Here is a 23,094-nt window from a genome sequence, read left to right as displayed (position 1 = left end):
AACTCGGGAACAGAACGTAGGTGCCGGTTCGGGTAAGGTCAAGATATCTGGGTGCGGGCCAGTGCATCCGTCACAAGATCGTGTGGCAACCACATCAGGTCCGCCGTGCGGGTCCACAGGATCGCCGTGCGAATGGTCTTGTCGGGATAGATCTGCGCCAGCGCCTGCGCATAGGCCCCCATCTGGCGCAGCAGGCCTTCGGGGCAGGTCTCGGCACTATCCGGAACGGTGGCATTTGATTTGAAATCAATCACATGCACTTCTTCTTCCGTCACGATCAGCCGGTCAATAACACCGTGCATCCGCTGCCCGTTCAGGTCGGCGGATACCGGCACCTCGGCCAGCGTATCCGGGGCGAACACGGGGCTGAGGGGGGGCGCCGTCAGAACGGCCATGGCTTCGTTCAGCAACTCGGTTCGATCCGCGTCGTGCATATCGGGCAGAAGCCGGGCGCAAAGCTGTGCCCAGGTGTCCTGTGCGCTGCCGGGCAGGTGCTCCAGCAACAGATGCAGCCGAGTGCCGCGCAGCTTTGCGGCCTCTTCATCCTGACCGGCATCACCGGGCAGCGCCTTTGCCCCGCCAAGTTCCGACGGGCTGATGGTTTCCTCGATCTGCGGTGCATCTGGGGCGGCTTGCGCGCAGAACGCGGGCAGATCATACGCCGTTTCCGGCGCGGCGTGGTGTTCAACGCATGGCAGGGCATCCCAATCCCCATTCGCCAATCGCCGCTTGCCCGAACCTTCAAGCTGGGTCGCCCCTGCCCGTTCCATCGCGGTCTCGACCATCTGGTACCAACTGGTCCCATCCTTGCCGACATCCCCCGCGGCCGCCACGATCAACCACTTTTCAGACCGTGTTAGAGCCACATAGAGCAGGCGTAGCCGTTCGTTTTCCTCGCGGCTTCGGGCCTCATCCCGTGCCTGAGAGATCAGCTTGGGCGACACATCCGCAGGCACCTTCCACAACGGCGTTCCATCCGCGACCATGATCTCGGCATCGCGCGGGGCCTGCCGTTTTCCGGTATCGGGCAGGATCACGATGGGCGCTTCCAACCCTTTTGAGCCATGCACCGTCATCACCCGGATCATGTCGCCCACACCGCTCATCTGCCGTTTGATTTCCAGATCGTCGGTCTGCATCCAGACCAGAAACCCGGTCAGGCTGGGAATATCCGTGCGCTCATAAGCCAAAGCCTGCGATAGCAGCGCGTTGATCCCATCCTCGGCCTCGGCCCCCAACCGCCCCAACAGCTTTCGCCGCCCGTCATGGCGGGTCAGAATGCGTTCGATCAGGTCATAAGGGCGCAGGAAATCGATCTGCCCGCGCAGGTCGTTGAGCACCGCCAGCGTTTCAGGAAATTCCTCGGCCCGGTTGCGCAGCGCGGCCCACAGGAATTTCTCTTTCCGCCGATGGGCCAGATCGAACAACGCCTGTTCGCTCCATCCGAACATCGGTGATTTCAGGACGGTGGCCAGCGACAAGCTGTCCTCGGGTGTGGCAAGGAAACTCAGCAGCGCGGCCAAGTCCTTGACCGCCAGCTCAGCGCCGACTTTCAGGCGATCAGCCCCGGCAATGGGCAGGCCCTGGGCCTTGCAGGCGCGAATGATCTCGGCAAACAGGTCTGAGCGGCGCTGGACCAAGATCAGGAAATCACCCGGCCGTACTTTGCGGCGGACAAACGTACCGGGCGTTTCGCCATCTTCGGGGACCGTCTCACCCTGCTCGATCATGCGCTTGATCGACCCTGCCACCTGCTCGGCCAGAATGACGGTGTGGTGGCGCGAACCGGGCCGGTCAACGGGGTCGGTCCAGTCGCCATCCTCGTCATCTTCGACCTTTTCGACCACCGGCCACAGATCGACGCGCCCCGGCAGATCCGCCTTGAACGCGCGGTGTTGGCTGTCCTTGTGAAACCCCGCATCGGTGCGGTTTTCGAACAGAATATCGACCAGCGACAGGATCGCGCTGGAGGATCGGAACGAGTATTCCAGCGTAGAATCCCAAAGTTTAGAGCCTGATTCTGTCAGCTTTCGCCCAAACTCAGCCTGCATCCGATCAAAGGCTTGCGGGTCCGCGCCCTGAAACGAGTAGATCGACTGTTTCTTGTCCCCGACCACGAAAATCGTGCGTTCGACTCCGGATCGGGCCCCCTCCCCGCTGGTGAATTCCTGAGCCAGCTTCTCGACCACATCCCATTGATCCGGGCTGGTATCCTGCGCCTCATCCACCAGAATATGGTCGATGCCACCATCGAGTCGGTACAGCACCCATTCGGCCACCGCCGGGTCGTTCAAAACCTGTCGTGCGCGCAGGATCAGGTCGTCGAAATCCAGCCAACCGCGCAGCTGCTTGCGCCGCTCGTATTCCGGCAGGAAAGCGGCGGCAAAGCGATGCAGAACGGCCGTTTTCTGCGAGGCCACCAGTGCGAGGCGCTGTTCGCGCGCGGCCTCGACCCGCAACGTCAACGCTTCGAGTTGCGGCATCCGGTCAGCCAGCGCGCCTTCGCGCAGGGCCTTGGTCGGGAAGCCGTTGATCTTGGCGGTAAAGGGTTCTTTTGCGCCTTTGCCGGTCAGAAACACAGCCTCAAGCATGGGCAGATGTGTCAACCGCGCCTCGGTGAAGCCAGAGAGTTTCGCCGCCGCCTTGGCGTTGTTGCCGCCGCTTTCGATCAGCGCGGGCAACATGGAATGAATCAGCTCGACCTCGCCACCCAGAAACACCTGGGCCAGCAACTGGTCTTCGTCGAACCCTTCGAACAGCCCAAAACGCTGCAACAGGTCGGTGTGTTGTAACGGCTGTGCGAACAGGTTGCGCCGTTGCGCAACCGCTGCTGTCACCTTGTCAAAATCTGTATCGGTGACGAAGCGTGCAACATCCTCGATCAACCCGGCTTGGGGGCCTTCGGCGAAATCCTCAATGATTTCTTCGCGCAACAAGGCGGCGGCGCGGTCTTCCATCTCGGTGAATTGCGGGCTGACACCGGCCTCCAAAGGAAATCGACGCAGCAGCGAGGCGCAAAACGAGTGGATGGTCTGGATCTTCAGCCCGCCCGGCGTTTCAATCGCGCGGGCAAACAGGGTGCGTGCCTGCGCCAGCCGGTTGGGATCAATTACGCCCTCGACACCCAGATCGGTCAGTTGTTGCAACAGCGATGCGTCGCCCAGCATCGCCCATTCTCCCAACCGCTTGAACAGTCGGTTCTGCATCTCGCTGGCGGCGGCCTTCGTGTAGGTCAGGCATAGGATATGCTGCGGCTGCACCCCGTCCAGCAACAGCCGCGCCACGCGGTCGGTCAACACCCGCGTTTTGCCCGACCCCGCATTGGCCGCCAGCCAGGTCGAAGCATCGGGGCGCGCGGCCTGCACCTGCCGCTCGGTCGCGTCGTTGCGGGGGGTCATGTCAGGTCCTCAGGGCGGGTTTCGGCGGTGCGATCCCATTCGCCGAACCGGGCCAGATGGTCATAGTCGCCAATGTCGGTGTCCTTGTGCAGCATCCGGCGAGATGAAAAGCCCTGATAAGGCTCTAAATAGGCCGAAATCAGCTCTTTCAGCTCGGCCAGAACCTTGTCGGCGGGTTCCTTGTTCAGCGGTGCGGCGACCTCTTTGTAGGTGCCGCCCATGCCGATAAAGATCGCCTCGGCCACGCTGACGGGGTCGATCCCTTCGATAGCGCCCTGCTCGGCCATGGCGGCCTCGATCAGCAGTTGTTTGTCGAACTTGGCCTGCTGGCTTTCGGTCGGCGGCGCGCCGGTTTTGTAATCGATGATCCGCAACGCGCCCCGGCTGTTGCGGTCGATCCGATCAGCGCGCCCGACAATGGTGAAATCCAACGGCGCAAGCACCAGCTTCATCGCGGCCTCAAAGGCCACCGGCCCACCATCGCCCCGGCGTGTGGTTTCGGCGGACAGGAAAGCGTCGGCAATCCGTTCCAGCCGTGCCAGCCACAATTTGCGCGCGGTCGGCCAGGCAACATGGGTTTCCAGCAAATCCTGCGCGCGTTTCAGGAAATTCTCGCGGGTCAGCAAGGCGGTGTCCAACACGCTGTCCTTGACGAAATGTTCGAGGATTTCGTGGATCACGATCCCGCGCAGCAAGGCATCGGGGGCCTGCACCAGCGGGTCCAGCGGTTTCAGCCGCAGCACATGCTTGGCGTAGATCGCATAGGGATCGCGGATCAGTCGCTTGATCTCGGTCACCGACAGACGCCGAGGCCGCGCCGCGACCGGAGGGCGCGGGGACGGGCGTTGCGCCGCATCGATCCGGGGGGCCTGTTCCAGCGTTTTCGCCCAGCTTAGGTATGTTTGACCCCGCGCGCGCATGTCTTTCAGAGCCTCTCGGCCTCCCTGATCGGGCAAACCCTGCAGCAGGTTGGTCAGGCGGTTCAGCCACCGCGACGGCACGGTTTCCGCATCGTCCGAGCGGGTGGCGCGGGTCAGGCAGACCTCGGGCGCGCCGATGGCCTGCTGGAAATCATGCGCCGAAAGGCCGATCCGGCGCTCGGGCAGCAACAGCCCCGCCTTGTCGCGCATCTGACGGTTCAGCCAGGGGTCGGGCGCAGGGGCCTCGGGCCAGCTGCCCTCGTTCAGACCGCCCAGTATCAGCAGATCGGCCCCCTGCACGCGGGCCTCAAGCGTTCCCCAGATCATGATTTTGGGATGCGGGGCATCGCGGTCGCGGACCTCTTCCCCGGCTAAAAGCGCACCAAGCAAGTCGGCGAAATCATGGGCGGTCATGGGCCCGCCATGGTGCGCCTCGTCCTGCAGGGCGGTCAGAACGGCCAGCGCCTTTTGCCCCGCGTTCTTGTCCCAAAGCGTGCCTTGTTCGCCTGCGCTGTCGGCTGAAATGGCTTCGGCCAATGTCCGCAAGTGGGCGACCCAATCGGTCAGCGGGCGTTCACCGGTGATTTGCTGATCGCAGAAATGCGTTCCGACCCAATTCAGCCAATCCGCAGGTGCGTCGGTGCGAATGGCCGAGGCCGTCAGGCTGGCATGTTCGGGAAACGGGGGGCCATGGCGACGCAGATCCAGTTCCAGATCGCGGGTGTGCAGCAGATGCGCGCCACGCTCAGCTCCGTCATGGCAAAGCGGGTGTTTCAGCAGGGTCAGCAAAGCCTCACCATCCAGCCGACGGGCAAACAACCCCGCGACATGGCGCAGAAACCGGCCCGGAGGCGACAGTTGCAAGGGCAGGCCTGCGCTGTCATCGGGCAGGATGTTCCAACGGTCCAGCGCCGCGCTGACTTGTCGGGTCAGCATCCGATCCGGCGTGATCAGGGCGGCGGTCTGGCCGGTTTCCGCCGCTTGCCGCAGGCGCAGGGCGATGGCCAGCGCCTCGGACCGGGGCGAGTCCGCCTCGATCAGTGTCAGGTCCTTGGTCGCACGGTCCAGATCCGCCAGTTGCGGGCCTTCGGACATCCAGGCGTCGGTGATCGGGGCAGGGCGTAAAGCCAGCGAAACCAACCGGTTACGCGCGGGTGACGGTGGTCGCTTGTCCGTCCAGGGCTGAATCTGATCGGGGGTCAGTTCCAGCGCGTGCATCAGCTTGCGGAAGCGGTATTGTGGATGATCCTCTGAGGTCAGCGCCTCATCCAGGCGATCCCAAACGGCATCCGGCTGGTCAAAATCATAACCCGGCAGGATCAACGCGCCCTGCGGCAAGCGCGCAACGGCCTGCATCAGCATCAGCGTTGTACCGCGCGATCCGGTCGATCCGGCCAGGATTACGGGATGCTCAGGCGGCGCGTCCTGCCAGCGGGCAATCAGGTTTTCGACCACGCGACGTTGGCGGGCCTGCACATCCATCGCCTGATCGCCTGCATCGACAAAATGATCTGCGATGCCGATAAACGCCTGTGCCCGCGCCCAATGGCCAGACATGTCGCTGACATCCAATTGCCGGATCGCGTCGGGTGAGACACCTTCGCCCTGCATCTCATCAATCAGCGCTGCAAGACTGTCAGACAGGTCAAACAGCGAGGCGCGCGCGGCCAGATCGGGCTGTTGCTCTAACAGTTTCGAGATCAGCTGCGTCAGCTCCAACCGTCGCCGCAGGGGCGGAATGGCGGGCGGGATCTGCGCCAGATCGACGTTTTCCCCCAGATCGGTGACCAGAGACAGGCGCGGCAGCAGGCAGGGCGGGCCCTGATCGAACAGGTCGCGCACGCGGCGCGCCATGCGGCGGGTATTGACCACCAGTTGCACCCGCGCCAGCGCCTCGGGCGGGCCATCGCTGCGTTGGTGCAGCCCGTCGACCAGCGCCTTGGGAAAGTCGGTGCCGGGCGGAACGGCGAACACGCGGGGCAGGGCGCTGGGCTTAAACATCGGCCAGCAACCCTTCGGCCAGCGCAATCCCCTCGGGTCGTCCGACATCGCACCATCGACCGGGGTATTCAGTGGCAAACAGGCGGTTTTGGGCCTGCATCCAGTTCCAAAGCAGGTTGAGAGAGAACGCCTGTTCCGAAAATTCTGCCAACCGATCCGTTTTGACGATCTGCGCGCCGCCATAGACCAAACCCGGCCCGCGTGTGATCCGACCCTCGGCATCCGCGGTGAAATCGCCGGTGCCACCGTGACCCACCGTGCGGGCAACAGGAATGCACATCAGCAGGGCGTCCATCTTTTGCGGATCCCACGCGTTTTGCAGCAAGGTCAATGGGTTCGGCCCGGCCCAAATCGCGTCGGTGTTCAGGGTGAAGACCGGATTTGACGCCAGCAGGGGCAGGGCGGCGCGCAACCCGCCGCCGGTTTCCAGTATCTCGGGCTCTTCCCGCGACAACAGCACCCCTCTGGGCTTCAGATGCGCCGCAAGCTGATCGGCGTGGTAGTGCAGGTTCGCGACCACGCGTTCGGGGTTTAAACCCTCAACATGTTCTAATGCGTGATCGATCAGAGGTTTCCCCGCCACGTCGATCAAGGGTTTTGGCCGGTCTTTGGTCAATGCGCCCATGCGGGTTCCAAACCCGGCGGCAAACATCATGACCGCTGTCGGAGCGTTGGTCATACCGCCCTCAGCCTCGCCAGATTTTCAGCGGTCGGCTCGGGCAGCGCCTCCCGCACCACATCAGCCACCGAAAGCAGGGCGGGATGTTCCAGATCGCGCATCAGATGGGACCAGGTGGCCGGGATCAGATCAATATAATGCGGTTTTCCATAATCCGTGGCCAGCCGCGCAAACCCACCCAGAATACGCAGGTTCCGCTGCGCGCCCAGAACGCTGTAAGCGGTGCGGAAATCGTGATCATTCATGCCCGAGGCCGCAACATAGCGGTTGATCATCTGCATCTCGGTCCCCACCGAAACCGACCGGCGGACATCCTGAAGCAGAGACACCAGATCATAGGCCGGGTGCCCCAGCATCGCGAGTTGGAAATCCAGCAACCCGACCCGCTGCACCCCGTCACGATCCGGCATCCAGATCAGGTTTTCGGCGTGATAATCGCGCAGAACCACCACCTTTGTTCCGGACGTTTCGCGGTGCAGAATATCGGAAAACCGGCTTTCGAACCGGGCCAGCGCGTCGGTGTCGTGGTGCCCCAGAATACCCTGGGCATATTTCGTGAAGGACAGCGATGACAACTCGGTCATCAGCGCCGGGTCGTAGGACGGTAAAGACAGCGAGGGCGCATTGTGCAGGTGAAGCAGCACATCGGTCGCGGCCTCATACAGCGCGCGTTCCTTGCCGGGATCCTTGTCCAGAACGCGGGCGAACAGGTCATCGCCCAGATCTTCCAGCAGCAGAATGCCAAACTCGGCGTCTTCGGCGTAAATCTCGGGGGCGTTCAACCCGACCGAGCGCAGGTATTCTGCCACCCGCACAAACGCGTTGACGTCTTCACCTTTTTCGGGCGGCGCATCCATTAGAACGGCGGTGCGACCGGTCGCGGGATCGGTCAGACGCTCATAGCTGCGGTTCGAGGCATCCCCGGCCAAAGGCGCGCGGCGGGCCCCGGCCCATGGGGTCTGCGCGATCAGCGCCTCGGTCAGTATGGCCCGGTTGGTCATGTGGTCGTCTCCAGTTTTTGCGACCATTTCGGGTCGGACCATTTAAGCGTCAGGTGGCGGGTTTCTTCCGCGTTAGGGTCTGTTTCGAACACAAGACTTAACGCGGATTGCGGCGTCAGAGGGCCCAGTTTATCGGGCCATTCAACCAAGCAGATCGCGGTTTCAAACGCGTCGATCAGACCCAGTTCTTCGACCTCTTCGACCATGCTCAGCCGGTAAAGATCGCAATGCCAGACCTCACCGGCCTGCGTGTCATAGGCCTGAACCAGAGTGAATGTGGGTGAGGGCACATCCTCGGGCACCTGCATCAGCGACTGGATAAGGCTGCGGGCGAAATGCGTCTTGCCGCTGCCAATGGGTCCTTCAAGCAGCACAATATCCCCGGGGCCGAGGGTGTTGCCCAATCGGGTGGCAAAATCGGCGGTGTCGTCCGGGGATGTCAGGGTAAGGGAAACAGGCGGCGTCGTCATGGCGCCACAATGGCCTCGCGCCCGCGCGGCTGCAACCCGGTTCAGGCGCTGATTTGCTGGATTGGAGTTCGGTCCAGCACGGCGGCATCACAGGCAAAGCGCACAATGGTCGCGCCGTTCTGCATCGGGGTCACTGTGCAATCCAGTTTGGTGCCGTCGCGCATCCCGATCTCAGCCGACCATTCGGCCCGGTTGTCGCGCATTTCAACGAAATCCCGGATCTCGCCCAGAATGGGCGTGGCAACACAACGCTCCTGCCATTTGCGGGTCACATCCATGACCGAGTCGCTGTGGAATCCTGCATCCTCGGCATCGCCCCAAAGCTTTTGATAGGCGTAGTTGGTCAGCGCCAGCGTGCCATCATCCGCAAAGACGGCAATGGCATCTGCCAGCTTGTCCAGAATCGATTGCATCAGGTCCATTTCCGCACGGAACCGGCGGGTCAGGGTAATCTCGGCCGTGATATCTTCGAACAGAAAGGCGACGGCCCCATCGGGATGCGGACGACCGCTGACAGAATAGACCGAGCCGGACGGCAGAGACCATGTTTCCTGATAATTCCCATCCTCTGCCGCCTCGAGCAGATCGTTCATCTGCTTGCGCCACGACCGGTAATTCTTGGGTTCCGGCATCATGTGCTGATCCCGCAGCCGGTCAAAGAAACTGGACAGGCTGGGACGGCAGCTTAGGAAATCCGGGGGCAGGGTGGTCAGGTCGATCAGCGCCGGGTTGAACAGGGCCAGCTGTCTGTTGCGGTCAAAGATGGCCAGACCGATGGACAGCTGAGCAAAGGTCTTGGTCATCGTCTGCACGAATTTGCGCTGGGCGGTTTCCGCCTCGACAATCGCGTTGACGTCCATGGCATAGCACAGGCAGCCCTCGTCATGTTCGATCTGGGTCAGGTCGAACCATAACTGACTGTCGCTGCCGACAACATCAATCGGGATGCGGGTTTTCCCGGCAGGTCTTGGGTCACCCTTTTGGGTCGGAAACAGTGGCGCAGTCAGATCCACGTCCTGACCGCGCGCCTTGCGGGCCAGCGCGATATAAGCGGCGTTGCACCACGTAACCCGGTTTTTGTGGCCCCAAAGCCAGACCGGATAGGGGGCCTGATCCATCGCCAGCCGGATCGGATCGTTCGGATCGCGCAGTTGACTTTCGGATGATTTCGCAGGTTCGTGCAACTGCACCCGTACGATTCCGTCGATCCATTCGCACAGAACCTCTCGCTCAACCGTGCAATCGATGGCAGAGACCACCAGATTGCCCTGATCACGCACGATATCCGGCGTTTCCGGAAAGTTGGGGAAGTCCCGCTGCAACAAGCGGCGCAGCCCGTCCCAATCCCCCACCTGCTCGAACCCTGCCAGCGCGATATCGGAATGGCTGATCAGCCGATCCCCATCGAACAGAAACACTGCGTCAAACAGCAAGGCGTTCGAAAACATCCCATAGCTTTCATCCCGGCGCGCGCGGCGCGGAAGCAGCCATTGAATGGCCAGACAGCACGATACAAGGCTGATTGCGGCCAGGATGATCCAGTCAGCCATAGAAAACCCCATGCCAGAACAAATGCTGGGATCAGACTATGGCTCTGATTGGTTAACGGTCTGTTAATTCAGACCTGGATGTGCTGGTTGCTGCCCGAAGGCACCGGCGTGTCGCCCTTTTGCGCGTCAATCAGCTTGCGCGGCCAGGACACCCGCACAATCGCGCCCTTGTGGGCGGGATTGTCGGACAGGTGCTGATAGGGGTCCGATCCGTTGGCAAATTCCAGTTCGGCCCCGCTGCGTTCCAGCAGGGTCTTGGCGATGAACAGGCCCAGCCCCATCCCTTCGTATTCCGGGCGGGCGCGCTGATCGGTCTCGGCCCGGCGACGGCGCATAAACGGATCCCCGATCCGCCCAATCAGGTGCGAGGGGTAGCCGCGACCGTCATCCATGATGCTGACGGTGATCTGATCCGTGGTCCAATGCGCCTCGACCCAGACATTGGCGCGCGAGAAATCCACCGCGTTCTGGATCAGGTTGCGCAGGCCATGAATGATCTCGGGTTTGCGCAGGATCGAGGGCTGTTGCACGTCCCCATCCTGTGCCGGGCCTTCGGCGAAGTGAACTATCTTGCCGCGCTCGATATGCGGTTCTGCGGCCTCATGCACCACGGTCGAGATCGGGGCCTGCCGCAGATGCAGGTCATCCTTCCCGGCCCGGCCCATATCGCGCAGGATATCGCGGCAGCGGTCGGCCTGTTCGCGGATCAACGCGGCGTCTTCTTTCAGGTCGGGTCGGTCATCCAGCTCTTCGATCAACTCGGAACTGGTCAGTTTGATCGTGGCCAGAGGCGTCCCTAATTCGTGTGCGGCAGCGGCAACCACACCGCCCAGATCGGTCAGCTTCTGCTCACGCGCCAGGGCCATATGGGTGGCCGACAGCGCCTCGGACATGGATTGCACCTCGGAACTGACGCGGTGCGAATAAGCGCCGATGAACACGATGGCGATCAGGATCGCGGCCCAGTTGCCGAACAGAAGAATATCCGGAATGCGCAGAATCAGCCCGATATCGGTGCGCAGGGGCAGGTGAAATTGGGCCAGCAAGGTGGCGAGTATGATGGCAACGCCACCAACGATCAAAGTGGACCGTGTGCTCATGACATTGGCCGAGATGGTGACGGGCCCCAGCAACAGCAGGGCAAACGGATTGTTCAGACCGCCGGTCAGGTACAGCAGAAACGCCAGTTGCATCAGGTCGAACAGCACCATCAGGAAGTTTTCGAACTCGGTCAGGCGCTTGTTCTGCGGGAACAGGAAAATCGCGGTCAGGTTGCCCATGACCGAAACACCGATGGCCAGATAGCACAGCCCGACCTCAAGCTGCACATGATAGGTTTGCTGGGCCACGGTGATCGCGGTGATCTGTCCCACGATGGCCACCCAACGCAGCAGGATCAGCGTGCGCAGCCGGATCCAGCTGCTGCGCTCCTGGCCGCGCCAAAACGTCTGGTTGGAATCTGCCATCGGTCGATTATGTCCTGTTGCATCGGCTGTTCATCTTGATAGGTGTCCCGGCCGAAACGATCAACAACCCCTTGCGCACGGATAATCGCCATGACCCGCCTGTATGCTGTTCTCGCAACCGTTGTTCTGGCTATTGGCCTTGGGGCCATGTGGCTTTTGACCCAAGGGTCGGGTTCGGACGACAAGTTCGCGCAATGCCGGTCCAGCCAGATCGCCGGGGGCACAGCGGCCATTGGCGGGCCGTTCGAGCTGATCAACGGCAAGGGCGAGACGGTGACTGACGCAGATGTGATCACCGAACCGACGCTGGTTTATTTCGGCTATACCTTCTGCCCCGATGTCTGCCCGTTCGATATGTCCCGCAACGCAGAGGCGGTCGATATTCTGGCCGGGCGCGGGTATTCCACGACGCCCCTGTTCATCTCGATCGATCCGGATCGGGACACGCCCGAGGTGGTCGGCGACTATGCCTTCAACCTGGGTGGCAAAACCATCGCGCTGACGGGATCGCCCGAACAGGTCAAGGCCGCCAGTCAGGCCTACAAGACCTATTACAAGGCCCATGACAAAAGCGATGAATACTATCTGGTCGATCATTCGACATTCACCTATCTGGTGACGCCCGAGGATGGGTTTCTGGAGTTCTTCAAGCGCGACGACACCGCCCAGCAGATGGCCGACAAGGTTGGCTGTTTCCTCGATCAAGGCGCGTCCTGACAAGGTTGTTTGACCTTTGTTCCCGCGCTGCTATTACTCTTGTTCAAGCCAACGGCATGACATAGCGGAAAGACCCAAGAATGGCAGACAGTTCTCAGCTTGATATCGGCCCTGACAAATCCCTGCTTCTGGTGGATGATGACGAGCCGTTTCTGAGACGTCTGGCCAAGGCCATGGAAAAGCGCGGGTTCGAGGTTGAAACCGCCGGTTCCGTCGCCGCAGGTCGCGCGATCTCTACCGCCCGTCCGCCCGCCTATGCAGTTGTCGATCTGCGGCTTGAGGATGGCAATGGTCTGGATGTGGTCGAGGTTTTGCGTGAAAAGCGCCCCGACAGCCGGGTTGTTGTACTGACCGGCTATGGTGCGATTGCAACCGCAGTGGCGGCTGTGAAGATCGGCGCAACCGACTACCTGTCAAAGCCCGCCGACGCCACCGACATCACCAACGCGCTGCTGGCCAAGGGTGATGAACTGCCCCCGCCGCCGGAAAACCCCATGAGCGCCGACCGCGTGCGGTGGGAGCATATCCAGCGGGTCTATGAGCTGTGCGACCGCAATGTTTCCGAGACGGCGCGTCGGCTGAACATGCACCGCCGGACGTTGCAACGGATTTTGGCGAAGCGTAGCCCTCGGTAAAAAGCAGAGCTTTGACTGGTCTGTTCAAAGCGTAGTCTTTTAGACTACTCGCCAGACTTCGGATAGATGAACCCGTTCACCGGGTACAAACTGCCATACTGACCCGGTAGGCTTTCGACCCGAACCAGCGTCCAGTCGTTGTTTTTGGACACATCCCTCACGCCCATCTTCAACGACACCTTGTTGCGGTGCCAGTTGGCGTGGTTCACGATGACTTCCCGCTCGGTCACAACGTCGGACACGACAGCCACATGGCCCAGCGGCATCCCGCGGGTTGCCCGAAACGACATGACCGAACCGACAACCGGTTCATTGCCCCGCGCGAAACCACTGCGCGCCTTGCCCCACCAATCCTTGGCATTGCCGCGAATTTCGATACCGCTGAGGTCGCGCGCATAGGGCACGCACCACACCCTCTGCCCCCGAGCCTGCTTTTGCGAGACCTCGCGCAGCGCCATGGACTGACGTTCCGGATCGAGTTCCAAATCGGTTGGACCTTGGGCGCAAGCAGAGACCAGACTCAAAAGCCCCACCACGATTGCGGTGCGGATTGTGCCGGACAAGCGCGGCCAAGTCGTGTCTGTTTTGCGTGTGCCGGTGCTCAAGAATCTTCACTGTCCATTCGAAGACACGTGAGTTTTAGGGGGATCCGATGGGTTGTGAAAAGAGGCCTGTCAGCTCGTGGCAAGATTTCGCCGGTTCTTTGTTACACAAATAGGACAATAGCCGGGCCAGAAGGGGAAAATAACGAAGTGTTTGACTACCTGACATGGGCACAGCTTGTTCGAGACGGCGCGACGTCTGAGAATGCATGCCGGACATAGTAGTGGAATTTGGCGGCGTGTAGTCGTAGGTGATTATTGTCTCTTGAGCGCGCTTTTTGATCAACTAGTGTTTTATCTCGCTCTCGAGTTTTGCAATAAAATCCTTGCGAGCTATTGGGTTGGAGAACCAGAAAAGCCCCTTTGTTTTGAGCGCGCTGAGTACAAACTCTGTTCTTATTGCCGCCTCACCGCTTCGTAGAGAAAACACGCCCGTCGTCATAAGTCCATCACTACAAGAAACTTGGTGCTCAGAACTCGCGCCGAAGGCCTTTCCGGTTTCGCTTTCGAAGAAGTATCGAAAATCCCTGAACTCTTGAGGTGAAAGAAAATGGCGGATTTTAGTTTCTTCATATCCCCAAGCCAGAGGAGAAATAACAATTCTGTCTGCTGCCTCTGCCTTACACTCCTTGTAACTAAGTCTTCTTAGTTTTTGCCAGACACCGGTTTGGTAAAAGGATTTGATCTCGCTTAATTGCTGTGCATCGAATGTCTTAAGATATGATTTGGCAAAATCGTCAAGCTGCTCGTCGATGGCAACATCTGTGATTTCACTAGGAACAAGGATTTCGAGGCGCTCGGCATCTCTTACTCTTATGTTGTGGTTTCTCAACAGACTATCGAGGTACCTAACATAATACTTTGAAGCATTGGTTCTCATCGTGCGAAGTTCTTCTTCTAGAAACCGTTGGCTAGCGATATATTTCGCATCGTCTTCTGGAGATGCAGATGCCGTAAGTGCAAGGCAGCACAATAAAATCACTGTGAAACACAGCCTATTCATCTCGAAACTTCCTACTATCTCTCTAGCAACGCGCTATGCCGTGCCACATACGCTTCTCTTACCTCAACCGGCGGGCGTAGCGTGATCGTCAGCCCCTCCATCACCGCCCGATCCGGACGACCGAAGAACTTCGTCGCCTCAGCCTCGGAAAAGCCAGCAATCTGCGTCGCCTCCATCCAGGCGCTGATCTTGTCGGCTTTCTTGATCTGCCGTTTCACCGTTTTCGGCACCTCGGCCGGCAACCCGAACCGGATATGGATCGCCGCCGCCAGACGGTCATCCAGCGCGCCATAGTCCGGGCCGACGGCGGATTTGACGGGTGAGATCATGTCGCCAATCACATATTCCGGCGCGTCGTGTAACAGGGCTGCAAGTCGCCATTTCGTGGGTGCTTTGGGGGCTATACGGCCAAAAATCTCTTCGACCAGCAGGGAATGCTCGGCCACGGAATAGGCGAAATCGCCGTTTGTCTGCCCGTTCCAACGCGCCACAAAGGCCAGACCATGCGCGATATCTTCGATCTCGATATCCACCGGGGTCGGGTCCAGCAGGTCCAGCCTGCGGCCTGACAGCATCCTCTGCCATGCTCGGGGTTGTGTTGCCATTCTGCCATGCCTTGTGAAGTGGGACACATTAAAATCGTATTTTTCTGCTATGATGTACCTGTCAGGATCACTTGCTGCCAACGTTTTCTTGAGCGTTCGTGCTTTGAAACATCACCACTCGATCCCGACATAAAAACCGAGGGGGGCACACGCTTCTCCCGGTGTGCGCCTCTCACAAATGCAACGCGAAGTGAAAGGAGCAAGTTATGTTCAAGCGTTTATTTGCAATTGCCCTGACTTTTGGCATGGCCGCCACGGCCCCGCCCGCCTTTGCCCGAACCTGTGCAGAGCGCGAGCATGTGATTGACAGATTGCAGAAGAGTTACTCGGAAGAGCTGGCTTTTGGCGGTTTGCAGAAAACACGCGGCGCGCAGTCGGTCATGGAGGTTTGGACCTCAAAAGAAACGGGCAGTTATACCGTTTTGGTGACCCAGGCGAACGGCATTTCCTGTATTGTCGCCGTTGGCACCGATTTTTTCGAAGCGATCCCGAAAGTCAAAGTTGACGGCACGCCAAGCTGATAAAACTGGCGTAACACTCCGTTTTCGGACATCCACATTGCCACCTGCCCCAAGGGATGTTAGGGGCAGCCAAGTGTGATTGACCGAAAAAATGGAGCGCCAGATGGCCGGGGACTATATCGTTAAAGACATTTCGCTGGCCGGGTTTGGCCGCAAGGAACTGGATATCGCCGAAACCGAAATGCCGGGGCTGATGTCCTTGCGTGCGGAATATGGCGACAGCAAGCCTTTGTCGGGCGCGCGCATCGTCGGTTCGCTGCACATGACCATCCAGACAGCCGTTCTGATCGAAACGCTGACAGCACTTGGCGCGGATGTGCGCTGGGCGTCGTGCAACATCTTCTCGACCCAGGACCATGCGGCGGCAGCGATTGCCGAGGCGGGCATTCCGGTCTTTGCCATCAAAGGCCAGACGCTGGAAGAGCATTGGGATTATCTGGACAAATCCTTCCTGTTTGAAGACGGTCCCAACATGATCCTGGACGATGGTGGCGACGCCACGCTGTATATCCTGCTGGGCGCACGCGCCGAAGCGGGTGAGGACATCATCCCCGTTCCCGGTTCGGAAGAGGAAGAGGTGATCAAGAAGCAGATCGCCAAGCGCATGGCGGCCTCGCCCGGTTGGTTCACCAAGATGCGCGACCAGATTCAGGGTGTCTCCGAGGAAACCACTACCGGCGTGAATCGTCTGTACCAGCTGGTGAAAGACGGCCACCTGCCGTTCCCGGCGATCAACGTGAATGACAGTGTCACCAAGTCGAAGTTCGACAACAAATATGGCTGCAAGGAATCGCTGGTTGACGGCATCCGCCGCGCCACCGACACCATGATGGCTGGTAAGGTCGCTGTTGTGTGCGGCTATGGCGACGTGGGCAAAGGCTCGGCCGCCTCGCTGCGCGGTGCTGGCGCCCGTGTGAAAGTGACCGAAGTTGATCCGATCTGCGCGCTGCAGGCCGCGATGGACGGGTTCGAAGTGACCCTGCTGGAAGACGAAGTTGAAAGCGCGGATATCTTCATCACCACCACCGGCAACAAGGACGTGATCCGCATCGAGCATATGCGCGCGATGAAGGATATGGCCATCGTCGGCAATATCGGCCACTTCGACAACGAAATTCAGGTGGCCAGCCTGAAGAACCACAAATGGACCAACATCAAGGAACAGGTGGACATGATCGAGATGCCCTCGGGCAATCGCATCATCCTGCTGTCCGAAGGTCGCCTGCTGAACCTCGGCAACGCCACCGGGCACCCGTCTTTCGTGATGTCGGCGTCTTTCACCAACCAGGTTCTGGCGCAGATCGAGCTGTTCACCAAAGGCGATCAGTACGAAAACAAGGTCTACATCCTGCCCAAGCATCTGGATGAGAAAGTCGCGCGCCTGCATCTGGACCGCATCGGTGTGAAACTGACCAAGATGGATAATGAACAAGCGGCCTATATCGGTGTTGCGCCGGAAGGCCCCTATAAGCCCGAGCATTACCGCTACTGATCGCGGATCGGGTATGAGCAAACGCACAGGACGCCGCCGGATTTCGTATCTGGCGGCGTCTTTCTTTTCGATCATCGTATTTCTATTTCTTGTTGGTTCGGGCGGGTATCTGTTGCTGTCCCATCCGCAATCGCCTGTTCCATCGCATTGGAATCCGATGCGGGATCTGACCGTGAAAGCCCGGGTCACACCAGTTACCAGATACCAATTGAACCGGGCGCTGGCGGATGAGGCGCAGTGCCGGGCGGCCCTGTCCGACGCGGGTGTGGCGTTTGAACCGATGGAGGATCTGGTCGTTGATCAGAACTGCGGCATTGCTGGTCGGGGCGCGTTGTCGCAACTGACCTCAGCCAAGGTCGCGGCTGTTGAGACACGCTGCACCACTGCCCTGCGTCTGGCGATGTGGGAACATCACGTGGTCCAGCCAGCCGCGCAGGAGATTCTGGGCACTACGGTCCGGTCCCTGCGCCATCTGGGCAGCTATAACTGCCGCCGCATGCGCACCGCTCAAGGTGAAAACAGCGGGTGGAGCAGCCATGCCACTGCGGATTCGATTGACATCATTGGCGTCACCCTGGCCGACGGGCGCGTGCTGAACCTGTTGGACGACTGGACCGAACCCAGCCCCGAGGCCGATTTTCTGCGTCAGATCGGGCGCGGCGCATGTGATTGGTTTCGCGTGGTGCTGGGCCCTGATTTCAATCGCTTGCATGCCGATCATTTTCACCTTCAGGGGCCCGGCTGGGGCTATTGCCGATAGCCGAGCGCGCCGTTTCAGCGTAGGGAGGGCATGAAATCTCCGCGGCCCTGTGGTGTGAAATCCAGAACATTCCACAATGGCCACGCCGCATCCACATGCCGGGGATGCCAATCGCTGGGTTCAAAGAACAGCTCGGAACTCCAGAAATGGTGAATTCCGTCCGAAAGGCGCTGAAAGACATTCAGGATGGGAAGCTGGTCACCCCCTTCGGTCTCGGCCAGATAGTCGCTCTGGTACCGTGTCCCCAGCGCGGAATATAGCGGGAGTGCATTCCAACCCATCTTGTCCTTGAGGGACAGGAGTTTTTCGGGCGTGTTCTGCGCCACCACTGCAACCGATGCCTTTTGCGCCAGATGATGGATCTGAGAGTTCAGCCCATCCAGAAAGGCCGAACACATCGGGCAGGGGCGTTCCGCATCCGGTCCGTACATCAGCGAATAGATGATCAGCGTATCCTTGTCGCCAAACAGCGACGACATCGGTGCGGCCTCGCCGGCGAGATTTCGGAACGCGTAGTCGTCTGGGATCTTGCCCCCGACAGGCAGAGCACGGCGCAAGGCCGCGACCTCTTCAACCTGTGCTCTCAGGTCCCGCTCGGCGGAAAGAAGCGCGTTACGAGCGGATCGATATGCGGTGGTTTCATTGGGTAGGGAAACGGGCATCAGGACCTCCGGGATTCGTAATTAACAAAAATGTTAAATAAAAAATCCACGAAAATCAATTCGCGAGGTTCCGCAAAGTTCGGCCTAGGGGGAAACCTTGTGATTTTTCCCTTTTGGGAAATCTCATTGCAAGGCTAGTCTCTCGGGCATCGGTGAAAAGTGCCGTGACAACGGATTAAGGAGAATGGGACATGGGCAAACGCGACGATTTGATCGCCAAATACGCTGAAGATCTGAAAGGCAAATGTGGGATGGACCCCGATATGGACCTGCTGACAAAGGTCACCATCGGTTGCGGTCCGGCGATCTATGACGCGGATGCGTCGACAGTGGCGGCCAGCCAGGAAGGTGAACTTGAGACCGTCAAGAACAACTTCCTGATCAAGAAACTGGGCCTGTCCGACGGTCCCGAGCTGATGGAAGCGATCAACAAGGCCATGGAGACCTATGGCATGTCCGAGCGCAACAAATACCGCGCGGTCGTCTATTACATGCTGACCAAGCATTTCGGGAAAGAATCCGTTTACGGTTGATCCCCGCACTATACGATTACAAACGCCCGCCTGTCCCCAAGGCGGGCGTTTTGCATTTGAATTGGATTCTAAGGACTTGCCGTTTGAAACGCGGTCGCGGATCGGGCTATGGTCAATCCAGTGACCAGGACGGTCAGAACCAGATTTTCGATACACGTGTGGTGAGTAGGGAGCACGTGGGGTAGGGAAGGTTCTGCGCCGTGCAAGGCCTTCCCTTTTTTACGTTCAATCCGCTTGGGTTTCGCCCAGAGCACAGATTGTAACCCATTCCGCATCGCTGACAGGCTGCACGGACAGGCGTGAGTTTTTGACCAGCACCATCTCGGCCAACCGCTCATCCGCTTTGATCTGATCCAGCGTCACGGGCTCGGCGAACGGGCGCACCGCCTTGATGTCAACGCATTCCCAGCGTTCGTCATCGGTGGTGCTGTCGGGATGGGCTGCGGCGCAGACCTCGACGATACCGACAATCGCCTTGTCCTTTTGCGAAAGATAGAAAAAGCCGCGATCGCCCACGGCCATCTGCCGCATGAAATTGCGTGCCTGATAGTTGCGTACGCCATCCCATTCTTCGCCCACATTGCCCTTGGCGACCTGCTGATCCCAGCTCCAGGTCGAGGGTTCGGATTTGAACAGCCAATACGCCATCAGCCGATCACCCTTTTCCAGGGGATCAACTCGACCGACTCGAACAGCCCCGCCAAAGCATAGGGATCGTTTTCAGCCCAGGTTTTGGCCTCGGCCATGTCCTCGACATCCAGAATGACCAGAGATCCGATCATGTCCTCTTGCTCCAACAGTGGCCCGGCTTGCGAGACGACGCCGGTTTCCTCGATATAGGCCAGGTGGGCCGCGCGGTTGTCCAGACGGGTTTGCAGCGCGCCAGCTTTGTCTTTGGCGATCAGGGCGATGAGCATTCTATTCCTCCTTAAGCGGCCGACCCAGCAGGGACTGAATCGCCTGAGCTACACTGTAGGCACCGTCGCTGAGTTCCGCCACCGTTGTGCTGATTGGCATGTCCAGACCCTCGGCCTTGGCGATCTTGGCCATGGCGCGGGCGGTGGCGACACCTTCGACGGTTGTGGTCTTGTCGAACGGCTGATTCAGACCCAAACACAGGCCAAAACGATAGTTTCGCGACAGTTCAGATGAACAGGTCAGCACCAGATCGCCCAACCCGGACAGCCCCATCAACGTATCCGGTTGCGCCCCGCGCTGGGCGGCAAAGCGCTGCATCTCGGCAAAACCGCGGGTGATCAGGGCAGCCCGTGCGCTGTCTCCCAACCCTGCCCCGATAGCAGCGCCGCAGCCGATGGCCATGACGTTTTTCAACGCGCCGCCCAACTCGGCCCCGGTGGTGTCGGTGGTGCGGTAAAGGCGCAGGTTTGCGGTGGTCAGCCGGGCTTGCAGGTCTTCGCCCGTAGAGGCGTCTGCGCAGGCCAATGTCAGCGCCGTAGGCAGGCCGCGCGCGATGTCATCGGCAAAACTGGGCCCGGTCAGCAGTGCTGGTTGGGCATCCGGGACGGTTTCACGGATCACCGCCACCGGGCCAAGACCAGTGGACAGTTCAATCCCCTTGCAGCAGGCGACCAGGGTTTTGCCCGCCAGTGCCGTTCGGTGCTGGGTCAAGGCCGCGCGCAACTGCTGCATAGGCACCGAGACCAACAGCAAATCCGATTGGCACGCCTGATCGATCTGCGCCGTCACCGTGATCTGGGGCGGCAAAGGCACACCGGGCAGGCGTTGTGCGTTCTCGGCCGTCTCCTGCATGGCGCGGGCTTGCACTGCGTCGCGCGACCACAAGGTGACAGGCCCGTTGCCTGCCAGAGAAATCGCAAGGGCGGTTCCGAACGCGCCAGAGCCCAGTACTGAAACGCTCATGCCTTGGCCCCTTTCTTGCCGCTGCCCAGCATCGCCGGGCTGGTTTGATCCAAGGGCCAGCGTGGACGTGCGGTCAGGTCCAGACCATCCTGCGCGCCGGTGCGAAAGCGTTCAAGCCCGGCATAGGCGATCATCGCCGCGTTGTCGGTACACAAGGCCAGCGGTGGGGCAGTGAACGAAACGCCTTGTTCGGAAGAAACAGTCTCTAACGCGGCCCGAATGGCGGAATTTGCGGCCACACCCCCGGCCACTGCGATCACAGGATCGGCAGGGTTTTGTTCCAAATACAGACCGATCGCGCGACGGGTTTTCTCGGCCAGCGTATCCACAACCGCCTGTTGGAACCCGGCGCACAGATCAGCGCGGTCCTGCCGGGTCAGCCCGCCTTTTTCCGCCACGATCTGATCGCGCATCCGCATCAGCGCCGTTTTGAGCCCCGAGAAAGACAGGTCACATCCGGGCCGATCCAACAGGGGGCGCGGAAACCGGAACCGCTTGGGATCGCCCGAGCGCGCCTCGGCTTCGACCGAAGGGCCGCCGGGCTGCGGCAGGCCCAGCAAGCGGGCGGTTTTGTCGAACGCCTCACCGGGCGCATCGTCGATTGTCCCGCCAAGGCGCGTGAACGCGTCGGGGCCGTGGGCGATCAGGTACTGGCAATGACCGCCCGAGACCAGCAGCATCAGATAGGGGAACGACACGTTATCCGTCAGCCGCGGGGTCAGCGCATGCCCGGCCAGGTGATTCACGCCGAGCAGCGGCAGACCGGTCGCGGCGCTGATCCCCTTGGCGCACATCACGCCAGACATGACCCCGCCGATCAGGCCCGGCCCTGCGGTCACGGCAATGGCGTCCATGTCGCCCAGACCCAATCCCGCAGCCATAAGCGCCTGCACCACACAGGTGTCCAGCTTCTCGGCATGGGCCCGTGCCGCGATCTCGGGCACGACGCCGCCATAGGCGCTGTGCAGCTCGGTCTGGCCATGCACGACCGAGGACAGAATCTCGGCCCGCGCGCCCTCTGTCTGGCGCACCACGGCGGCCGCAGTATCGTCGCAGCTGCTTTCCAATCCAAGGACGGTAAGTGTTTGCACCATTGGCACGATCCGTTGCATCATGATTGGCAAGCGGGGTATCACCCTGCGCGGATGCAAACAATCCCAAGGCCAAAGGCGCCGATCGTTGTATTTGTTGATGACACGCCCGCGCGCTGCCTCGGAGAGGTTTGTGGCGCAGCTGCCGACCCGCACCAGATCACGGGTGACCGTCATCCATTCCCCCATTCTGGAAATCAAACCGCTGCCGGTGCAGGTTTCAACATCCGACGTGCGGGGGCTTATCTTCTCGTCAGCCAATGCGGTGAACGCGGCGGCATCGATGGGGGTGAGACGCGATCTGCCCGCCTATTGTGTGGGTCCGACCACGACCGGCACCGCCAAAGGCGCAGGCTGGACGGCGCAGATGGTTGGCGGCACGGCCGAGGAACTGGTGGCGGCCCTGCTACAGATCCGGCCGCACAGCCCGCTGTTGCATCTGCGCGGCGAACACAGCCGTGGAAACGTGGCCGAGCGTTTGACAGAACTGGGTGTCACAACGCGGGAACAGGCGGTTTACCAGCAACATCTGCGACCGCTGAGCGCCGAGGCTTTGGCGGTTTGCAACGCAGATCGGCCAATCATCGCGCCGATATTCTCACCCCGGACCGCGCAACAATTTGCCGACATCTGGGCCGGAACCGCGCCCCTTTGGCTGGCCGCGATCAGCCAGGCAACGGCGGAACCCCTTAAATCCTTGGGCTACACGCGCCTGAAGATCGCCAAAGAGCCGACGCCCGTAAAAATGCGCAAAGCCGTTAAAAAGCTTGTGAAACATGCGATGCGGGTTGAGGGCGAGCCGGGTGCAGATTAACTTGAAACAGTCTGTAGTTCTGGTGATTTTAGAATCGATAAGGGGAATGTGACGGTGGCGGGCAAAAAGAAAACCGATCAGGAACCGGTGGAAACCCCGAAATCGGACGACGTAGCCGAAGGCGCAACTGTCGATCCAACTGTCGAATCTGATGACGCGGCTGTTGACCAGAACGACGCCAGCGAAGACCTGACTTCCGAAGCCGAAGCCGAAGCCGAAGCCGAAGCCGAAGCCGAAGCCGAAGCCGAAGCCGAAGCCGAAGCCGAAGCCGAAGCCGAAGCCGAAGCCGAAGC

The 23,094-nt window shown here is 60.2% G+C and carries 22 protein-coding genes and 1 pseudogene; 8 read left to right on the top strand and 15 right to left on the bottom strand.

Annotation, left to right across the window (positions count from 1 at the left end; genetic code table 11):
• Nucleotides 1–38: 38 nt before the first annotated feature.
• The 7 genes from addA to regB all read right to left on the bottom strand — a co-directional run bounded on the left by addA (nucleotide 39) and on the right by regB (nucleotide 11,485).
• Nucleotides 39–3,398, bottom strand: a complete 3,360-nt coding sequence (gene addA, locus ACR0E6_RS11005; protein WP_480583224.1) for a double-strand break repair helicase AddA — start codon at nucleotides 3,396–3,398, stop codon at nucleotides 39–41.
• Nucleotides 3,395–6,319, bottom strand: coding sequence for a double-strand break repair protein AddB (gene addB, locus ACR0E6_RS11000; RefSeq protein ID WP_480583221.1), 2,925 nt, complete (start codon nucleotides 6,317–6,319; stop codon nucleotides 3,395–3,397). Before addB ends, addA begins: the two co-directional genes overlap by 4 nt.
• Nucleotides 6,312–6,998 carry a nucleotidyltransferase family protein gene (locus ACR0E6_RS10995; RefSeq protein ID WP_480583218.1) on the bottom strand — a complete coding sequence of 229 codons (687 nt, stop codon included), beginning with the start codon at nucleotides 6,996–6,998 and terminating at the stop codon, nucleotides 6,312–6,314. Before ACR0E6_RS10995 ends, addB begins: the two co-directional genes overlap by 8 nt.
• Nucleotides 6,995–7,999 (bottom strand): aminoglycoside phosphotransferase family protein, encoded by a 1,005-nt coding sequence (locus tag ACR0E6_RS10990; protein ID WP_480583216.1) that lies wholly within the window; start codon nucleotides 7,997–7,999, stop codon nucleotides 6,995–6,997. The genes ACR0E6_RS10995 and ACR0E6_RS10990 overlap by 4 nt, the downstream gene beginning before the upstream one ends.
• A complete protein-coding gene (gene tsaE, locus ACR0E6_RS10985) occupies nucleotides 7,996–8,469 on the bottom strand; it encodes a tRNA (adenosine(37)-N6)-threonylcarbamoyltransferase complex ATPase subunit type 1 TsaE (RefSeq protein WP_480583213.1) in 474 nt (157 codons plus the stop codon). Before tsaE ends, ACR0E6_RS10990 begins: the two co-directional genes overlap by 4 nt.
• Before the next feature lie 41 nt (nucleotides 8,470–8,510).
• Entirely contained in the window at nucleotides 8,511–10,019 is a 1,509-nt protein-coding gene (locus tag ACR0E6_RS10980; protein WP_480583210.1) for a PAS-domain containing protein, read from the bottom strand.
• Between the two features lie 68 nt (nucleotides 10,020–10,087).
• Nucleotides 10,088–11,485 carry a sensor histidine kinase RegB gene (gene regB, locus ACR0E6_RS10975; protein WP_480583207.1) on the bottom strand — a complete coding sequence of 466 codons (1,398 nt, stop codon included), beginning with the start codon at nucleotides 11,483–11,485 and terminating at the stop codon, nucleotides 10,088–10,090.
• A gap of 90 nt (nucleotides 11,486–11,575) precedes the next feature.
• Between regB and ACR0E6_RS10970 the strand changes: the two genes are divergently transcribed.
• A complete protein-coding gene (locus tag ACR0E6_RS10970; RefSeq protein WP_170453322.1) occupies nucleotides 11,576–12,202 on the top strand; it encodes an SCO family protein in 627 nt (208 codons plus the stop codon).
• A gap of 80 nt (nucleotides 12,203–12,282) precedes the next feature.
• Entirely contained in the window at nucleotides 12,283–12,837 is a 555-nt protein-coding gene (locus tag ACR0E6_RS10965; RefSeq protein ID WP_050604676.1) for an ActR/PrrA/RegA family redox response regulator transcription factor, read from the top strand.
• 44 nt (nucleotides 12,838–12,881) lie between these two features.
• Here the strand turns inward: ACR0E6_RS10965 and ACR0E6_RS10960 are convergent, their stop codons facing one another.
• From ACR0E6_RS10960 to ACR0E6_RS10950, 3 genes are all read right to left on the bottom strand, one after another.
• Nucleotides 12,882–13,442 carry a CHAP domain-containing protein gene (locus ACR0E6_RS10960; protein ID WP_480583203.1) on the bottom strand — a complete coding sequence of 187 codons (561 nt, stop codon included), beginning with the start codon at nucleotides 13,440–13,442 and terminating at the stop codon, nucleotides 12,882–12,884.
• 283 nt (nucleotides 13,443–13,725) lie between these two features.
• Nucleotides 13,726–14,442, bottom strand: coding sequence for a DUF2059 domain-containing protein (locus ACR0E6_RS10955; RefSeq protein ID WP_480583199.1), 717 nt, complete (start codon nucleotides 14,440–14,442; stop codon nucleotides 13,726–13,728).
• Between the two features lie 14 nt (nucleotides 14,443–14,456).
• Nucleotides 14,457–15,047: an HD domain-containing protein gene (locus ACR0E6_RS10950; RefSeq protein WP_480583195.1), complete on the bottom strand. Its 591-nt coding sequence runs from the start codon at nucleotides 15,045–15,047 to the stop codon at nucleotides 14,457–14,459.
• Between the two features lie 206 nt (nucleotides 15,048–15,253).
• Here ACR0E6_RS10950 and ACR0E6_RS10945 point away from each other — a divergent pair, with 206 nt between their 5' ends.
• The 3 genes from ACR0E6_RS10945 to ACR0E6_RS10935 all read left to right on the top strand — a co-directional run bounded on the left by ACR0E6_RS10945 (nucleotide 15,254) and on the right by ACR0E6_RS10935 (nucleotide 17,820).
• Nucleotides 15,254–15,568, top strand: coding sequence for a hypothetical protein (locus tag ACR0E6_RS10945; protein WP_170453319.1), 315 nt, complete (start codon nucleotides 15,254–15,256; stop codon nucleotides 15,566–15,568).
• 103 nt (nucleotides 15,569–15,671) lie between these two features.
• Nucleotides 15,672–17,060 (top strand): adenosylhomocysteinase, encoded by a 1,389-nt coding sequence (gene ahcY, locus ACR0E6_RS10940; RefSeq protein WP_480583191.1) that lies wholly within the window; start codon nucleotides 15,672–15,674, stop codon nucleotides 17,058–17,060.
• A 13-nt stretch (nucleotides 17,061–17,073) separates the two neighbouring features.
• Nucleotides 17,074–17,820: an extensin family protein gene (locus ACR0E6_RS10935; protein WP_170631632.1), complete on the top strand. Its 747-nt coding sequence runs from the start codon at nucleotides 17,074–17,076 to the stop codon at nucleotides 17,818–17,820.
• 14 nt (nucleotides 17,821–17,834) lie between these two features.
• On the opposite strand, the gene ACR0E6_RS10930 is transcribed toward ACR0E6_RS10935, so the two are convergent.
• Nucleotides 17,835–18,482, bottom strand: a complete 648-nt coding sequence (locus ACR0E6_RS10930) for a DUF899 family protein (RefSeq protein ID WP_480583187.1) — start codon at nucleotides 18,480–18,482, stop codon at nucleotides 17,835–17,837.
• Between the two features lie 191 nt (nucleotides 18,483–18,673).
• Here ACR0E6_RS10930 and ACR0E6_RS10925 point away from each other — a divergent pair, with 191 nt between their 5' ends.
• Nucleotides 18,674–19,015, top strand: coding sequence for a DUF2853 family protein (locus ACR0E6_RS10925; RefSeq protein WP_170453316.1), 342 nt, complete (start codon nucleotides 18,674–18,676; stop codon nucleotides 19,013–19,015).
• A 225-nt stretch (nucleotides 19,016–19,240) separates the two neighbouring features.
• On the opposite strand, the gene ACR0E6_RS10920 is transcribed toward ACR0E6_RS10925, so the two are convergent.
• From ACR0E6_RS10920 to tsaD, 4 genes are read right to left on the bottom strand one after another with little or no spacing between them, the layout of a single operon-like run.
• Nucleotides 19,241–19,663: an EVE domain-containing protein gene (locus ACR0E6_RS10920; protein ID WP_480583182.1), complete on the bottom strand. Its 423-nt coding sequence runs from the start codon at nucleotides 19,661–19,663 to the stop codon at nucleotides 19,241–19,243.
• On the bottom strand, nucleotides 19,663–19,932 hold the full coding sequence (locus ACR0E6_RS10915) for a YciI family protein (protein WP_170453314.1): 270 nt from the start codon (nucleotides 19,930–19,932) through the stop codon (nucleotides 19,663–19,665). The genes ACR0E6_RS10920 and ACR0E6_RS10915 overlap by 1 nt, the downstream gene beginning before the upstream one ends.
• Nucleotide 19,933: 1 nt before the next feature.
• Nucleotides 19,934–20,896 (bottom strand): NAD(P)H-dependent glycerol-3-phosphate dehydrogenase, encoded by a 963-nt coding sequence (locus ACR0E6_RS10910; RefSeq protein WP_480583179.1) that lies wholly within the window; start codon nucleotides 20,894–20,896, stop codon nucleotides 19,934–19,936.
• Complete coding sequence (tsaD, locus tag ACR0E6_RS10905) at nucleotides 20,893–21,990, bottom strand: tRNA (adenosine(37)-N6)-threonylcarbamoyltransferase complex transferase subunit TsaD (RefSeq protein WP_480583176.1); 1,098 nt, start codon at nucleotides 21,988–21,990, stop codon at nucleotides 20,893–20,895. The genes ACR0E6_RS10910 and tsaD overlap by 4 nt, the downstream gene beginning before the upstream one ends.
• 130 nt (nucleotides 21,991–22,120) lie before the next feature.
• Between tsaD and ACR0E6_RS10900 the strand changes: the two genes are divergently transcribed.
• Together ACR0E6_RS10900 and ACR0E6_RS10895 are read left to right on the top strand one after the other, a co-directional pair.
• Entirely contained in the window at nucleotides 22,121–22,801 is a 681-nt protein-coding gene (locus ACR0E6_RS10900) for a uroporphyrinogen-III synthase (RefSeq protein WP_480583173.1), read from the top strand.
• Between the two features lie 54 nt (nucleotides 22,802–22,855).
• A pseudogene (locus ACR0E6_RS10895) lies at nucleotides 22,856–23,094 on the top strand (hypothetical protein); the annotation flags it as partial.

The sequence above is a fragment of the Ruegeria sp. AP12 genome, assembly GCF_056540025.1.
The sequence above is the reverse complement of the archived record's forward strand: the minus strand, read 5'-3'. Positions and strand labels throughout refer to the sequence as shown.

Coding starts and splice junctions, on each gene's coding strand:
- tsaE (WP_480583213.1), bottom strand. CDS start 8,469: ATGACGACGCCGCCTGTTTCCCTTACCCTGACATCCCCGGACGACACC.
- ACR0E6_RS10965 (WP_050604676.1), top strand. CDS start 12,283: ATGGCAGACAGTTCTCAGCTTGATATCGGCCCTGACAAATCCCTGCTT.
- ACR0E6_RS10915 (WP_170453314.1), bottom strand. CDS start 19,932: ATGCTCATCGCCCTGATCGCCAAAGACAAAGCTGGCGCGCTGCAAACC.
- ACR0E6_RS10990 (WP_480583216.1), bottom strand. CDS start 7,999: ATGACCAACCGGGCCATACTGACCGAGGCGCTGATCGCGCAGACCCCA.
- ACR0E6_RS10920 (WP_480583182.1), bottom strand. CDS start 19,663: ATGGCGTATTGGCTGTTCAAATCCGAACCCTCGACCTGGAGCTGGGAT.
- ACR0E6_RS10935 (WP_170631632.1), top strand. CDS start 17,074: ATGAGCAAACGCACAGGACGCCGCCGGATTTCGTATCTGGCGGCGTCT.
- ACR0E6_RS10910 (WP_480583179.1), bottom strand. CDS start 20,896: ATGAGCGTTTCAGTACTGGGCTCTGGCGCGTTCGGAACCGCCCTTGCG.
- addB (WP_480583221.1), bottom strand. CDS start 6,319: ATGTTTAAGCCCAGCGCCCTGCCCCGCGTGTTCGCCGTTCCGCCCGGC.
- ACR0E6_RS10980 (WP_480583210.1), bottom strand. CDS start 10,019: ATGGCTGACTGGATCATCCTGGCCGCAATCAGCCTTGTATCGTGCTGT.
- ACR0E6_RS10995 (WP_480583218.1), bottom strand. CDS start 6,998: ATGACCAACGCTCCGACAGCGGTCATGATGTTTGCCGCCGGGTTTGGA.
- ACR0E6_RS10950 (WP_480583195.1), bottom strand. CDS start 15,047: ATGGCAACACAACCCCGAGCATGGCAGAGGATGCTGTCAGGCCGCAGG.
- ahcY (WP_480583191.1), top strand. CDS start 15,672: ATGGCCGGGGACTATATCGTTAAAGACATTTCGCTGGCCGGGTTTGGC.
- regB (WP_480583207.1), bottom strand. CDS start 11,485: ATGGCAGATTCCAACCAGACGTTTTGGCGCGGCCAGGAGCGCAGCAGC.
- ACR0E6_RS10945 (WP_170453319.1), top strand. CDS start 15,254: ATGTTCAAGCGTTTATTTGCAATTGCCCTGACTTTTGGCATGGCCGCC.
- tsaD (WP_480583176.1), bottom strand. CDS start 21,990: ATGGTGCAAACACTTACCGTCCTTGGATTGGAAAGCAGCTGCGACGAT.
- ACR0E6_RS10970 (WP_170453322.1), top strand. CDS start 11,576: ATGACCCGCCTGTATGCTGTTCTCGCAACCGTTGTTCTGGCTATTGGC.
- addA (WP_480583224.1), bottom strand. CDS start 3,398: ATGACCCCCCGCAACGACGCGACCGAGCGGCAGGTGCAGGCCGCGCGC.
- ACR0E6_RS10955 (WP_480583199.1), bottom strand. CDS start 14,442: ATGAATAGGCTGTGTTTCACAGTGATTTTATTGTGCTGCCTTGCACTT.
- ACR0E6_RS10930 (WP_480583187.1), bottom strand. CDS start 18,482: ATGCCCGTTTCCCTACCCAATGAAACCACCGCATATCGATCCGCTCGT.
- ACR0E6_RS10925 (WP_170453316.1), top strand. CDS start 18,674: ATGGGCAAACGCGACGATTTGATCGCCAAATACGCTGAAGATCTGAAA.